Origin of the sequence: Actinomadura oligospora ATCC 43269 (genome assembly GCF_000518265.1) — a bacterium.
GTDB lineage: Bacteria > Actinomycetota > Actinomycetes > Streptosporangiales > Streptosporangiaceae > Spirillospora > Spirillospora oligospora.
Genome location: NZ_JADG01000009.1, coordinates 371,616 through 385,627, shown reverse-complemented (window position 1 = coordinate 385,627; position 14,012 = coordinate 371,616). Strand labels below are relative to the sequence as shown.

Below are 14,012 nucleotides of genomic sequence, written 5' to 3'. Positions count from 1 at the left end.
TTGTCGCAGGCTAGGAGAAATAGTGGACAGAATCGGTCCGGTATTCGCCTAGGCTGGGAAGATGTCTCGTCCGACCGCCCGCGTGCTGACGCTTCTGGAGCTGCTTCAGTCGGGCGGAACCCGCACCGTGGCCGAGCTGGCCGACCGGCTCGGCGTCGAAGGGCGCACGGTGCGGCGGTACGTGGACCAGCTGATCGACCTGGACGTGCCCGTGGAATCGGTGCGTGGCCGCTACGGCGGATATCGGCTCGCCCCCGGGTACCGCCTGCCCCCGCTCATGCTCAGCGACGACGAGGCGCTGGCCGTGTTGCTCGGGCTGCTCGCCGGACGCCGCGCGGGGCTGACGACGACGGACCGCACGGCCGGCGAGACGGCATCGGCGAAGATCCGGCGGGTGCTGCCCAAGCACGTCGCCCACCGGCTCGACACCCTCCTGGAGGCGTTCGCCTTCACCGATCAGCCGGGCGAACTCGACGCCCCGGACGCCGGGGTCCTGCTCACCCTCGCCGACGCGGTGCGCCATCGGCGGCCGGTCTCGATCCGCTACACCGACCGCGATGGACGGCGCAGCGAACGCACACTGCACGCCTACGGCATCGTCGCCCACGCGGGCCGGTGGTACGTCACAGGCGAGGACCCTGTGATCGGCGAGGACCGAACCTTCCGGCTCGATCGCATCGCGGACGCGAGGGCCCTGCCGGGATCCTTCGAAGCGCCTGCGGGGCCCGATCCGGCACAGCGCGTGGTGTCAGGCTTCGCCACGGCCGAGTACCGGCACGAGGTGACGCTGCGGATTCAGGGGACGGTGGAGCAGATCCGAGCCCGTCTCCCCGCGACCGTCGCGAGCCTGGAGGACATCGAGCCCGAAACAGACCAAGACCCGGAGGGCGAGCGCTGGCTGCGCGTCGAAATACGGGCGGAACGGCTCGACTGGTTGCCTCCCGTGCTCGCCGCGCTCGACCGGCCGTTCGTCATCGAGCGTCCCGACGAACTTCGCGACCTGGTCATCGCGCTCGCCGACCGCCTCACGTCCCACGCCCGCCAGGCGGACGGCGCGCAAGGGGGGCGCGGGTCTCGGCGTGGCTCTCGTCCGGGGCCGGAGGCGTCACGGCCCGGTCGATCGCCGCGATGAGCGGCCGAACGCGGTCGGAGGTGCCGACCGCGCCTGAGCTGCCGACCGCGCCTGAGCTGTCGACGCGCCTGAGCCGTCGGCCGCGTTCGAGGTGCCGACCGAGCCTGAACTGCCGACCGCGCCTGAGCTGTCGACGCGCCTGAGCCGTCGGCCGCGTTCGAGGTGCCGGCCGCGTTTGAGGTGTCAGTCGTCGGGGCCGGTCTGGTGGCGCATGTTCTCGTGAGCCTTGCGGATGCGTTCCGGGGTCCAGTACCCGCGCGTGGCGTCGGGGTCGCCCGGAGACGTCGTCACGGCCGTGTCCGGCCACGTCCCCCGCGTGGTCGTCGGCGAGGACGGGCCGTCCGAACGGTGTGACGCCGCGGCCGCCATCCCCGCGCTCGTCGCCGCGACCGCCGCCGCGGCGACCAACGCGGCCGGTAGGGCCCACTTTCGCGTTCTCACGACACCACCCCCGGGTGTGTCGGTTGTGATTCGTCCTGGTGTCAACGCTAACAGCCGCCGGTCCCGGACAGCGGCCATGAGCGGCCAGCAGTCGCCTCTTCCCCAGGTACCGGCACCGTGTTCAACTCACCCCGTATCGCTCAACGGGGGGCGAACAGCGCGCAATGCGCGTAACGGGGAAAGTAGGGGAAAGTTGAGCAGACCGTCGTTGCCGTCGTCGTTCGCACGGCTCATCACGGTTGCCGCGCTCGCAGTCTGGGCCGCGGGCGCGGGGGCCACCGTCGCGGTGGCCGAGGCGCCGTCGCCGCAGGCCCAGGCCTCGGCCGACGCATCGAAGGCGGCCGTGCACCGCTCGGCCGCCAACAACGACAAGGAGATCCGCGACTACTGGACGCCCGCCCGGATGCGGGCGGCCAAGAAGGAGACGGTTCCGCCGGAGCGGCACAAGGCGCCGGCACAGCTCGGGTCACTGGGGGCCCGCTCGGCCCCGGGGGCGCCGGGCCAGCACGCGGTGATGCCCCGATCCACGGTCACGCTCCTGAGCCTCAGCAGTTCGGCGGTCTGGACCGCACACGGCCAGATGCCCGCGACCACGGTGGGCAAGCTCTTCTTCACCGAGCCCGACGGGGACCACGAATGCACCGCGTCGGTCATCGGCTCGGCGAACAGGAGCCTGATCTGGACCGCGGGACACTGTGTCAGCGACGCGAACGGCCACTGGTACAGCAACTGGATGTTCGCCCCGGACTACAGCGACGGCAGCCGACCGTTCGGCACCTGGACCTGGAAGAACGTCTCCACGCCCACCGGCTACCTCAACGGCGGTGATCGCGATCGCGACCTCGCCGCCATCGCGCTGTGGCCGCGGAACGGCTCCAACGTCGCCGACGTGACGGGCTGGCAGGGCTACAAGTTCAACTACGGCTACGACTGGAACGCCTACGAGTTCGGCTACCCGTACGACACCCATCCGGCGCGCAGCGGCATCACCGGTCAGCAGTTGCGCTGGTGCGTCGGACAGACCTGGCGACCGGGGATCTGGCCGTTCCAGCCCTCCCAGCAGGGGATCCACTGCGACCAGGGACATGGCGCCAGCGGCGGCCCCTGGCTGGACGACCTGCAACTGGCCCGCGGCTGGGGCTACCTGGTCGGCAACGTCAGCTATCACCCCGACGACAACTCCGACGAAGAGCGCAGCCCGCACTTCGGTGACGCGGCCGTCAACGTCTACAACGCCGAACAGGGCGTCTGACACCGCCGTCACACCGCGGACGAACGCCGGATCGTCCGCACTCGCCGGAAGCTCGGGGCCTGATCGCCGCTACGGCGACCAGGCCCCGAGCCACCGCCGTGAAGGCCACCGCCGTGAAGGCCATCGACTCGATCGCGGTCACGAGGCGCCGTCGAGCGTGTAGCGCCGCTGGAACCACAGGGCGACGCCCATCAGCGCGGCCGGGACGACCGTGACGCCGACGCGCAGCGCGGTCAGCGCCGTCCCGGACTGCGCGACGTGCTCGTCGGCGGTGCTGGACACGAAACCGCCCAGCGCCAGGACCGCGGAGTACACGTAGGGGCCGATCGCGGTGCCGGTCGCCTCGGTGGCCGTCCACACCCCGGTGTAGGCCCCGGCCTTCGACGATCCCGCCGCCTCCGCCGCCGCGACGGCGTCCGGCAGCATCGAGAAGGCGAACAGCTGCAGTCCGGAGAACGCGACGCCCATCACCATCACGACGACGGCGGTAACGGCGACACCGGGCGTCCCGTCGAGCGCGGCGCCGGGCAGCAGCGCCACGGAGCCCGCCGCGAACACGGCCTGGGAGAGCAGCAGCCCGCGCTGCTTCCCGATGCGCCGCGACCAGGCCGTCCAGACCGGGCCTGCGAAGAGCGCCGGGCCGAGGAACAGTCCCATGAAGAGCGCGGTGAGCCTGGAGTCGTCGAAGAGGTACTCGGTGACGTAGGGCAGCGCGGCCAGGAACAGGTGCGTGGTCGTGCCGGTGAACAGGTAGGACAGCACCAGCGCGCGGTAGTCCCGGTCGCGCCGGGCGACCCGCAGGTCGGCCAGGGTGGAGTGCCCGGCGCGCTCGTCCGGGGCGCGGAACCCGCACGCGTCGGTGAGGCGGCGCACGCCCACCAGCGCGACGGCCGCCGAGACGGCCATGACGACCGCGAGCAGCAGCGCCATCCGCGTGTAGTCGCCCCGGCCGCCGTCCGCGGACAGGGCCGGCGCGGCGACGCCCGCGCCCAGCAGGCCGAGGGTCAGCAGGACCATCCGGAACATGAAGACCCGGGTCCGCTCGTGGTACCCGACGAGCAGGTCGGACGGCGTCGTCAGGTACGGGACCTGGAAACCGGCGAAGAGCAGGTTGCCCACCACGAACCAGCAGGCCACCCACAGCGCCGCGGGCGGGCCGCTGAGCCCGGACGGCACGGTGAACATCGCGACCATGGCCACGCCGAGCAGCAGCCCGGTGCGCATCATCCGGCGGCGGTGGCCGAACCGCCGGGCCTCCCGGTCCGACCGCGACCCGAGGAGCGGGTGGACGACGATGTCGACCACCTTGGGCAGCAGCAGGGCCAGGCCGGCCAGGAAGGCGGGGACGCCGAGCGCGTCGGTGAGGAAGTAGAGCAGCAGGAGGCCGGGCACGGTGACCCAGACGCCCATGCCGACCGAGCCCGAGGCGTACACCGCGAGCGTCCCCCGGCCCGCCCCCGCCCGGGAGCGGTGCCGCGTGTCCGAGGGTGTCACGGACGGTTCCGGTGCCGCTCGACCACGCCCGCCGCGAGGGAGGCCCCGTCGAACGCGCCCGCCTTGGCCCGCGCGGCGAGGGTGCGCGCCACGATTCGGTCGGTGAGCGCGGGCAGGTGGCGTGCCAGGAAGAACTCCACCGCGCCCTTGCGGGTCGTGGTCACGTCCCGGCGCGGGCGCACGGCCAGCGCGGTCCGCAGGATCGCGCCGACCACGCCGTCCAGCGGCTCGTACACGCTCATGCCCTCCAGCGACAGCCCCGCCGCCTTCGTCGAGTCGTGGATCGGGCTCTTCACCGCGGACGGGTAGACGCAGCTGACCGTGACGTGCGTGCCGAGCTCCAGGCGCAGCGCGTCGGCGTAGGCGACCATGGCCCGCTTGGACGCGCCGTACGCGGCGGCGAGAGGGAGCTGCATGACCGCCATCCGGGAGGTCACCATCACGACGCGTCCGCGCGCGGCGACCAGCGCGTCGACGCAGGCGGCCGTGACCCGCCAGGTGCCGAGCAGGTTGATCTCGAGCTGGCGGCGCACCTCGTCCCCGGGGGCGTGCTCGGCCGGGGCCGGGCCGCCGATGCCCGCGTTGTTCACCAGGACGTCGAGTCCGCCCAGTTCGGCGAGGGCCTCGGCGACGGCGGACGCCACGCTGTCCGGATCGGTGATGTCGCATTCGATCACGGTGAACGGCTCGTCGCCGGAGGGCCGCAGATCGAGGCCGACCACGTGGGCCCCGGCCCGCGTGAGCCGCTCGCCGAGGGAACGGCCGATGGTGCCGGACGCGCCGGTGATGAGGACGCGCCGTCCCCGGGGGTCGTGGAGCCGGTCGCGGGAGGGGATCGTCATGCCTGCGCCTCTGTCTCTGTCTGGGCCTCTGTCTCTGCTGCTGCCTCTGTCTTCGCGGTCGGGGTGTGGACGGGCGCGCCCTGGGCCGCCCGGCGGACGCCCGCCCGGATCTCGCGGGGGAGCGCGGCGACGTACTGGTCGAAGTCGACGCGCATCATCGGCCGCTTCCGGCCCCACCGCTGGACGGCCGCGGCGTGGGCGCGCCGGACCGCGGCGCGCTGCCCGGCCGGGGACGGCAGGGCGTAACGGCCGCCGAGGTAGGCGGCGGCGAGTCGGGCCTGCGCCTCCACGACCGGCAGCGCCGCGCCGGTGGACTGCATCAGCCCGACGAAGGTCAGCGTCGGGTCGTCGAGGTGGAAGACCCGCTGGTAGAGCGGCATCGCCTCGGGGTCGTCGCCGATCCAGGCGCGGTCGAGGAACGGGATGGTCACGCGGTAGCCGGTCGCCCAGACGATCACCTCGACCTCGTCGGCCGTGCCGTCGGTGAAGACCACCGTGCCGCCGTCGAGCCGTTCGACGCCGGGACGCGCGACGACCTCGCCGTGCGTCAGCCGGTGCAGGATCGTGTCGCTGATCGTCGGGTGGTTCTGGAAGAGGCCCCCGGCGGGCCGCGGCAGGCCGTAGCTCTCGGGGGTGCCGACCGCCAGCCGCAGCATGGTCTGGGCGATCGTCTGCCGGATGCGCCACGGCAGCACCGCGAGGGCGCCGCCGGTCGCGTCCGACGGGCGGCCGAAGAGGTACTTCGGGACGATGTGCGCGCCGTGCCGGGCCGACAGGAGCACCGGGCCCTTGGAGACGTGGGACGCGTCGACGGCGATGTCCATGGCCGAGTTGCCCATGCCCACGACCAGCACGCGCCTGCCGGCGAACACGTCCGGGTTGCGGTAGTCGTGGGCGTGCATCTGCGTGCCGTCGAAGGCGCCCGGGTAGGCGGGGGACGGCCACTTGGGGTCCCAGTTGTGGCCGTTGGCGACGACCACCGCGTCGTACTGCTCCGTCGTCGAGGTGGTCGCGTGCCGAGACTCTCGCGACTCGACCTCCCAGACGGGGCCGGTGCGGCGGACGGCGGTGACGGTGGTGCCGAACCGGATGCGGTCGGCGACCCCGAACTTGTCGGCGTAGTTCGCCAGGTAGCCCGCGATCACCGACGCGGACGGATAGTCCGGCCACCGCGCAGGCATGGGGAAGTCGGCGAACTCGGTGCGGCCCTTGCTGGTGTTGAGGTGCAGGCTGTCGTACGCCGGGGACGTCCCGCCGGGTCCGTCCTGCACCCAGAGACCGCCGGGACGGTCGCTCCGCTCCAGGACGGTGACGTCCAGGCCGTGGTCGAGCAGTGCCTTGGCCGAGGCCAGTCCCGCCGCCCCGGCGCCGACCACCGCCACCCTCGTCGCGCCCATACCGGGCCCTCCCTTCCGTCGAGGGCGCTCATTCAATCGAATGATGGAGAACTGTGCAATACCTCCTGACCTGGACTTTTTGCCTCCATCACTTGATTGCATCCGGCTCGGGGCGTCCGGTAGCCTCGGGCGCATGAGCGCCCAGCCCGACGACGGTTCCAGCCGCCGCGAACGCATCCTCTCGGCCGCCACCACGCTGTTCGCCGAGCGCGGGTACGACGCCACCAGCACCCGCGCCATCGCGGACGCCGTCGGACTCAACATCGCGACGGTCGCCTACCACGTCGGCGGCAAGCCCGACCTGTACCGCGCGGTGATGCGCCGCACCCACCTCGCCCAGCGGGACGTGGTCGTCGCCGCCCTGGAACGGCTGAACGCGTGCGGCCCCTCGGCGGAGGAGACGCGGGCCGCGCTGCTCGGCTTCGTCGACTCCTACCTCTCGTTCTGCCTGAGCCGTCCGGAGGTCGGGGCGCTGTGGATACGCCGCTGGCTGTCGGAGGGCGCCGACGTGGCGGAGATCGAGACCGAGTTCGCCGGGCCCCTCGTCGCCGAGGTCGCCACCGCCGTCCGCGCGGTGCTCGACCGCGCGGGCATCGGCGCCAGGGTCGACGTCGAGATGCTGACCTTCACGATCGTGTGGACCGCGCACTCGTTCGGCCAGGCCGGGGTGGTCGATCCCGAGGGACGCCGCGTGGGCCCGACCGACCTGGCCGTCCTCGACCGCTTCCGGCGCAACCTCCACGCCGTCGTGACCGGCGTCCTGGACTCCGGGGGCTGACCCCCGGGCGGCCTCGGGTCACCAGCGGGTGATGAGCGGCGTGTCCGGCTCGTGCCGACGCCAGGTCTCGCTGAGGCGGACGAGGCGGGCCGGGGCGGCGATGCCGCGCACGGTGGCGATCCTGCCGCCGGTGATGTCGAACGTCACGGCGCCGATGACCTGGTCGCCGAGCACGAAGAGGATGGCGGGCGCGCCGTTGACGAGCGCGTAGTGGAGGGCGGGCGTGCCACCGGCGAAGCGCCGTTTGGCGGGGGTGGGCTTGAAACCGGCCCGCGCGACGGCGGCGATGCCCTGCGGAGTGGCGTACCGCAGCAGCTTCTCGGCCAGGCCGGCGCCGTCGGAGATCGCGGTCGCGTCGTCGGTGAGCAGCGCCACCAGTCGTTCGGTGCTGCCCGAGGAGGCGGCGGCGAGGAACTCCTCGACGACCCTGCGGGCGGACGCGGCGTCCACGTCGGCACGTCCGCGGGGGCGTGCGACGGTGATGCGGCGCCGGGCCCGGTGGAGGTGCTGCTGGCTCGCGGACTCGGTGATGTCGAGGATCTCGGCGATCTCGACGTGACTGTGGGAGAACGCCTCGCGCAGGACGTAGACGGCCCGTTCGACGGGTGACAGGCGCTCCATCAGCGTCAGGACGGCCAGCGAGACCGATTCGCGCTGCTCGTAGGTGTCGGCCGGGCCGAGCATCGGGTCACCGTCGAGGAGCGGTTCGGGCAGCCAGGCGCCGACCGCGCGCTCGCGACGGGCCTGGGCCGAGCGGAGCCGGTCCAGGCACAGGTTGGTGACGACCTTGGTCAACCAGGCTTCGGGCACCCTGATCCGCCGCCGGTCGGCGGCCTGCCAGTGCAGGAACGCGTCCTGCACGGCGTCCTCGGCGTCGGCGGCGGAGCCCAGCAGCCGGTACGCCAGCGAGGCCAGCCGGTCCCGGCCGGCCTCGAACCGATCGACCTCGAACCGGCCGACCTCGAGTCGGCCGGTGTCGAAGCGATCGGCGGCGGCGCTGTCCACGTGGAACACCCTAAGCGCCTACGCCGAAGCCTTCTCGGCGGGTGCGGCCGTCCGCTCGGCGGACGTGTCCGTCGCGGGGGCGAGACGGTGCCTGCGCGTCGGCATGCCGAGGGTCGGGTGGGAGGTGGCCCACAGCGAGATGCTGAGGAGGCTCGACTTCACCCGCGCGATCTTCCGGCCGCCCATGTGCCTCGGCCTCGCCCGCCCCTCACCGTCGATCAACTGCAGGATCGCGTCCCGCCGTCCGAGGCTGATGTGGTTGTAGGTGTAGGCCAGCTTGGCGTGCGTGACCGGGCGTCCGGTCAGGCGTCCGATGATCGCCTCGATGGCCTGCTGGCTTGTGCACGCGGCGGAGGAGCAGGACATCGGCAGCGGACGGCCGTTGTCGCCGACGGCGTCGGCGCTGTCGCCGATGGCGTAGACGTCCGGGTGCGAGACCGACCGCATGGTGCGGTCGACGACGATGCGGCCGTGTTCGGTGACCTCCAGGCCGCCCGCGGCGGCGATGGGGGCGACCGCGAACCCGGCCGTCCACACGGTCGCGTCGGACGCCAGGACGGCGCCGTCGGCGCACAGCACCCGCGTCGCCTCGACGGCCTCGACGGCGGTGTGCTCCCGGACGGTGACGCCCAGCCGGGCGCAGGCCCGGCGCAGGTGGACGCGGGCCCCGGCGGAGAGCCGTGCGCCCAGCGCGCCGCGGGCGACCAGCGTCACCGACAGGCCGGGCCGGGCCTCGGCGATCTCGGCGGCGGTCTCGATGCCGGTCAGCCCGTCGCCGACGACCACGACGTCCGCGGCTCCGCCTCGTTCGTCCAGGGCATCCAGGCGCGCGCGCAGACGCAGCGCCGAGGGGCGGGCGGCGACGTCGAAGGCGTGCTCGGCCGCCCCGGGGACGCGTCCGACGTCGCCGTTGCTGCCGAGCGCGTAGACGAGCGTGTCGTAGCCGAGCTCGGCGCCGCCGTCGGCGTCGGCCACGGCGACGACCCGGCGCTCGGGGTCGACGGCGGTGACCCGGGCCAGGCGCAGCCGGATCCCCGTGCCCGCGAAGACGTCGGCGAGCTTCGGCGCCTTGATCTCCCGTCCCACCGCGAGCATGTGCAGGCGCATGCGCTGGACGAAGTCCGGCTCGGCGTTGACCACGGTGACCTCGGTGTCGGCCCCGGACAGCCGGTGGGCCAGGTTCCCGGCCGTGTAGGCCCCCGCGTACCCGGCCCCGAGGACGACGATGCGGTGCTTCATGTGGCGCTCCTGTCGGTTCGCGTGCTCTCGCCGACTTGAGCGGGACAGCGCGCCGATTCCTGACAGGAGCAGCCGTGGCCTGAGTCACAGCCTGGCGGGGGCCGCCCGACCCGGCCGCGCCGGGAGCGACGGAATCCGGCGGAGCCTCGAGGCTCCGGAGGCCGGGTCAGGCCTTCTTCACGACGCTGGACTTGAGCTGCATCGCCCCGAACCCGTCGATCTTGCAGTCGATGTCGTGGCCGTCCACCCCGCCGGAGACCAGCCGGATGTTGCGGACCTTGGTGCCCGCCTTGATCCCGGCCGGGTTGCCCTTCACCTTCAGGCTCTTGACGACCGTGACGGTGTCGCCGTCGGCGAGGACGTTGCCGACCGCGTCCCGGATCGCCCCGTCCTCGCGGCCGTCCGCGGCCGTGGACGGGGTCCATTCGTGCGCGCACTCGGGGCAGACCAGAAGGGCGCCCATCTCATAGGTGAAGGCGCTGGAGCACTCGGGGCACGGAGGCAGGTTCTCACTCACCGGGTGATCCTACCGCCCAGGTCAGAGCCCCGGCCGACGGCGAACGCGCCCGTCGGCACGACCGCCCGCGCGGGGGAGGGACTCGGGGTCAGATGCCCTTGGCGCCGTCCAGGCGGGCGCCGGTCAGGTCGGCGTCCTCGAGGTCGGTTCCCGTCAGGTCGGCGCCGGAGAGGTCCGCGTCCCGCAGGTCGGCGCGGGACAGGTCGGCGTCCCTCAGGATCGCGTTCCGCAGGCACGCCCGGGAGAGGTGGGCGTCGGTGATGGTGGCGCCGCGCAGGTAGGCGCCGGAAAGGTCGACCGACTCGCCCACGACTCCGGTCAGGTCGGCCCACGGCAACGCCACTTCGCGAAGGCCGAGGTCGCTCGGCAGCATGCGGTTGGCCAGCCTCGCCTGACTGCCGTCCTTGCCGTTCGGCCCCTCGTAGACCGCAATGACGAGGCCGCCGACCGCCAGGGTCTGGAAGCCGCCGAAGCCGCCTCCGGAGTCGACCCAGCGGGAGTGATCCCGTGCGACCACGTCCAGCTCGTCCTGGGTGACCGGATCACCGGAGAACGCCAGCTCGCGCGTCAGCTGAGGGTCGAGTTCGGGTTTCGGCTCCCTGGTCCGCGGGCCTCCGGGAGGAGGACGAAGCGCCTCCGGCGGCTCGGCGGGCAGGCCGACGGGAAGGAGGTGGACCTTGGGCGCGTCCTGGTCGTTCACGATGGCGGCGAGCAGACGGCCGTCGGGCGACCACTCGAGCCGAGGGACGAACGCGCCCGGACGGTGGCGCGTGGCGATCTCGGGACGGCCCACGCGGCGGACACGCACCTCCTGCCTCTCGTCCCGGTGGGAGACGAACAGCGAGGTCGCCAGGTACGCGCCGTCCGGGCTCACCGCGACCGCCCAGAGCTGGTCGCACGGCTCGTCGATCCGGTCGACGACGCCGGTCCCGGGGTCGATCACGTGCACGACAGGGCCCGTTCCAGCGGCGAACAGCCGGGACTCGTCCTCGGTGAACGACACGGAGCCGATGCTGACGCGGTCCTCGCCCGAGCCGAGAACAGTGGGGCCGCCGAGGAAGCGCACGCCGGACTGGTAGCCGAACTCCACCCGGTGGCGGCCGGTCCGCGAGCGCGCGAAGCCGCCCTCCTCGGGGACGGCGGTGACGACGCGGGCGTCGGCGTCGTACGCCGCCTGCCGGTCGTCCTCCCTGTCCAGGACCGTGATCACCGGACGTCCCGGCACCCACATGAGGCGAGGGTGGACGAAGCCCGACGCGATGCTCTCGCGGGCGTGCTCCGACCAGGTGGCGGTCGCATAGACCACCAGCTCGCCCTCGCCGTGCAGGACGGCGAGGTAACGCCCGTCGTCGGAGAAGGCCAGTTCCTCGGCTTCGCCGCCGTCGAACGGCTCGAGGACGGCCACCGGATCGCGCAGGTCGGGAAGGTGCGGGAGGTCTTCGGGACGGGGGTCGTCCGCCCACAGCGGGTACCAGGTCGAACCCCAGGCGTCGCCCTCGGAGAGGTGCTCGATCCAGCGCTCGTGGGTGACCCTGACGGTGTAGTCGGCCTGGACGAGGTGGTCCTCGTCGCGCCAGCGGCCGGCGCGTTCGTGGTAGAAGTCGTTCAGGAGCTCCCAGCACTCCGGGCTCGGAGGGTCGTTCCGCCGGGCCGTGCACTCGACGTCCTCGACGAACCAGCGGGCGTTCGCGGCGCGCCAGTCGTCGTCGAGGATCTGTTCCACGCTGATCGTCGCCTCGCCGATCGGATGGTCCCAGCGCCCGCTCTCCCACAGCAGGCCGAGGTGGAAACCCCGGTCGCGGCCGGGTGGGGACAGGTGGCTTCGCGCGGCCGTCTCGTAGTAGACGACGAAGACGCGGAACCGCACCTCGCGCCGGTCGGGGTCGACGCCGAGGACGCGCACTCCGAAGATGTCGGTCGACATGTCAGCCCCAGTAGCGGCGTCGGGACGGGACGGCCACCGGACCGCCGAGGAAGAGACGGCCGGTGCGGTACTCGTACGGCATCAGCACGGCGATCGCGACGCCGGAGCGGTGTTCCAGCTCGACGGCGACGGCCTCCATGACGCCCGGACGAAGCCCGGCGTCCTCGTTCTGCCACTCGGTCGACCTGCAGAGTGTGACGTCCAGCGGACCGGCCCCGGGCTCGCTCGTCCGGACGTAGTACGCCAGGGAGCCGCTTCGGAGCTCGGCCGCGCGCCCGGCGATCGTCCGGGACATGTTCTGGAGCACCGTGGTCACGGCGTTGTCGTCGTAGGCCCAGTCGACCTCGTAGTCGGCCAGCAGATCGCCCATGCCCGACGCGTCGACCGTCCAGCCGGTCGCGTTCTTCATGTGCTTGCCGGGGCCCATCGCCAGCTTGGACTCGAGGTCCTGAAGGGTCCCGGCCAGGATCGTCCCGAAGTCCTCGCGGGCCTCCGGGTGCAGGCCGCCTCCCCCGAGAAAGCCCAGGTCGAGCATCCCGAGGGGATCGGGGAAGGTCGGGTCGAAGCCCTCGGTCGCCACGCGCCAGTTGATCATAGGCACGGGACCCTAGCGGCCCGACCCGACACTTTCCGCGAATCCGGCGATCCTCCTCAGTGGACGCCGGTCAGATGGCGGTCTCCGCGAAGCAGCGCGAGCGGAGGTCGGCCATGGCGTCCGCGATGCGCGTCAGGGACTTGCGGATGTGAGGCAGGGACACCGGGTCGGCGCTGGACAGCGCGGTCTCCTGCTCCTCACGCGTCCAGCCGTAGAGCATGCTGGTCGCCGCCCGGAAACGCAGCGCCTCGGAGTCGTCGCCCAGCAGGTGACCCGCGAAGACGGCGATGTCGTACTCGTCGAAGAGGAACTTCTGGAGCGTGCGGGAGTCGGTGACGCCCAGCGTCGCCAGCGGCGTCCGCAGCGGTTCGAAGTCGGGATAGACGTAGAACGCTCCGGTCGGCGGACGGCACTGGGCGCCGGCGTCGACCAGGACCGAGTGCAGGGCCCGGGCGACCGCGCCGTGCAGGCGCGCGCTCGCGCTCAGGCGCTGGCGGACCTCCGGCGGGTCGCCGAACGCGTAGTCGGCGGCCTCCTGCATCGGGCGCGCCAGGGTGGACCACATCTCGCTGGCCACCGAGATCACGCCGGTCAGGATCCGCTCGCCGCGCTCACCGGCGGGGAACCTGGCCAGGCCGATCCGCCAGCCGCCCAGGGCCAGGCTCTTGGACAGGCCGGTGGTGACGACCGTGCGGTCCGGGATGAGCTCGGCCGGGCTGAGGAACGGCGTCCGGGTGTCGTGGATGGTGTCGCGGTAGATCTCGTCCGACACGAGGATCAGGTCCTCGTCCTCGACGACCTCGCAGATCGCCCGCACCAGGTCGGGCGACGCGACGGTGCCGGTCGGGGTGTCGGGCACGGTGCAGATCAGCAGCCTGGGATCCAGGCGGCGTGCGCGCGCGGTGCGGATGGCAGCCCGCAGCGCGCTCGGGTCCGGGACGCCGCCGTACAGGTGGGTGATGGGCACGCTGATCGGGACCTTGCCGGCGAGCCGCGCCTGCGGCGCGTAGCTGTTCCAGCAGGGCTTCGGCAGCAGCACGTCACCGTCGACGGCGAACTGGATGGCCTCGAGGATCGGCTTGCTGCCCGGCGCGACGACGACCTGGCCGGCGTCGGTGGGCAGTCCGCGGCGGGCGAAGTACCGGGCGCCCGCGTCCCGGACGGCCTGCGTTCCGGCGACCGGCCCGTAGGTGGTCTGGTACGCCGCCGCCGAGAGCAGCGCGGCCAACGACGCAAGCAGCGGTAGACGGGATTCTCCGAACGCCAGGTTCAGGATGTCGGCTCCGGCGGCGTTCCTTCGGTCCACGAGCTGGTTCAACTCCAGGTTGGGAGCCATACGCCAGCTGGTCATCGCTCGGTCTCCTTCTGCGCGCGGGCAGCCTGGACGGCTGACCGT

At 72.7% G+C, this 14,012-nt stretch carries 13 protein-coding genes; 3 read left to right on the top strand and 10 right to left on the bottom strand.

The features are described from left to right. Window positions 1–61: 61 nt before the first annotated feature. Window positions 62–1,132: a helix-turn-helix transcriptional regulator gene (locus tag P696_RS45810; RefSeq protein ID WP_084337572.1), complete on the top strand. Its 1,071-nt coding sequence runs from the start codon at window positions 62–64 to the stop codon at window positions 1,130–1,132. Between the two features lie 183 nt (window positions 1,133–1,315). Here the strand turns inward: P696_RS45810 and P696_RS0115725 are convergent, their stop codons facing one another. Next, a complete protein-coding gene (locus P696_RS0115725; RefSeq protein ID WP_157429724.1) occupies window positions 1,316–1,573 on the bottom strand; it encodes a hypothetical protein in 258 nt (85 codons plus the stop codon). A gap of 193 nt (window positions 1,574–1,766) precedes the next feature. Between P696_RS0115725 and P696_RS45805 the strand changes: the two genes are divergently transcribed. Next, entirely contained in the window at window positions 1,767–2,825 is a 1,059-nt protein-coding gene (locus P696_RS45805; protein ID WP_157429723.1) for a trypsin-like serine peptidase, read from the top strand. Between the two features lie 138 nt (window positions 2,826–2,963). Here P696_RS45805 and P696_RS0115715 read toward each other — a convergent pair whose 3' ends face one another. From P696_RS0115715 to P696_RS45800, 3 genes are read right to left on the bottom strand one after another with little or no spacing between them, the layout of a single operon-like run. Beyond that, window positions 2,964–4,319 carry an MFS transporter gene (locus P696_RS0115715; protein WP_026413088.1) on the bottom strand — a complete coding sequence of 452 codons (1,356 nt, stop codon included), beginning with the start codon at window positions 4,317–4,319 and terminating at the stop codon, window positions 2,964–2,966. Then, window positions 4,316–5,161 (bottom strand): SDR family NAD(P)-dependent oxidoreductase, encoded by an 846-nt coding sequence (locus tag P696_RS0115710; protein WP_026413087.1) that lies wholly within the window; start codon window positions 5,159–5,161, stop codon window positions 4,316–4,318. The genes P696_RS0115715 and P696_RS0115710 overlap by 4 nt, the downstream gene beginning before the upstream one ends. Continuing rightward, on the bottom strand, window positions 5,158–6,558 hold the full coding sequence (locus P696_RS45800; protein WP_051467682.1) for a flavin-containing monooxygenase: 1,401 nt from the start codon (window positions 6,556–6,558) through the stop codon (window positions 5,158–5,160). Before P696_RS45800 ends, P696_RS0115710 begins: the two co-directional genes overlap by 4 nt. Window positions 6,559–6,691: 133 nt before the next feature. Here P696_RS45800 and P696_RS0115700 point away from each other — a divergent pair, with 133 nt between their 5' ends. Beyond that, window positions 6,692–7,336, top strand: a complete 645-nt coding sequence (locus tag P696_RS0115700) for a TetR/AcrR family transcriptional regulator (RefSeq protein ID WP_026413086.1) — start codon at window positions 6,692–6,694, stop codon at window positions 7,334–7,336. 18 nt (window positions 7,337–7,354) lie between these two features. Here the strand turns inward: P696_RS0115700 and P696_RS0115695 are convergent, their stop codons facing one another. The 6 genes from P696_RS0115695 to P696_RS0115665 form a co-directional block, all read right to left on the bottom strand. Further along, entirely contained in the window at window positions 7,355–8,341 is a 987-nt protein-coding gene (locus tag P696_RS0115695; RefSeq protein ID WP_026413085.1) for a sigma-70 family RNA polymerase sigma factor, read from the bottom strand. A gap of 18 nt (window positions 8,342–8,359) precedes the next feature. Further along, entirely contained in the window at window positions 8,360–9,580 is a 1,221-nt protein-coding gene (locus P696_RS0115690) for an NAD(P)/FAD-dependent oxidoreductase (protein ID WP_026413084.1), read from the bottom strand. Window positions 9,581–9,746: 166 nt separating this feature from the next. Next, window positions 9,747–10,097: a zinc ribbon domain-containing protein YjdM gene (locus P696_RS0115685; RefSeq protein ID WP_026413083.1), complete on the bottom strand. Its 351-nt coding sequence runs from the start codon at window positions 10,095–10,097 to the stop codon at window positions 9,747–9,749. Window positions 10,098–10,185: 88 nt separating this feature from the next. Beyond that, window positions 10,186–12,021, bottom strand: a complete 1,836-nt coding sequence (locus tag P696_RS58130) for a pentapeptide repeat-containing protein (protein WP_051467680.1) — start codon at window positions 12,019–12,021, stop codon at window positions 10,186–10,188. Between the two features lies 1 nt (window position 12,022). Then, a complete protein-coding gene (locus P696_RS0115670; protein WP_026413082.1) occupies window positions 12,023–12,616 on the bottom strand; it encodes a hypothetical protein in 594 nt (197 codons plus the stop codon). A 70-nt stretch (window positions 12,617–12,686) separates the two neighbouring features. Next, the gene (locus P696_RS0115665) at window positions 12,687–13,967 is read right to left on the bottom strand and encodes a pyridoxal phosphate-dependent aminotransferase (RefSeq protein ID WP_026413081.1); all 1,281 of its coding nucleotides are present in this window, start codon (window positions 13,965–13,967) and stop codon (window positions 12,687–12,689) included. Window positions 13,968–14,012: the final 45 nt, after the last annotated feature.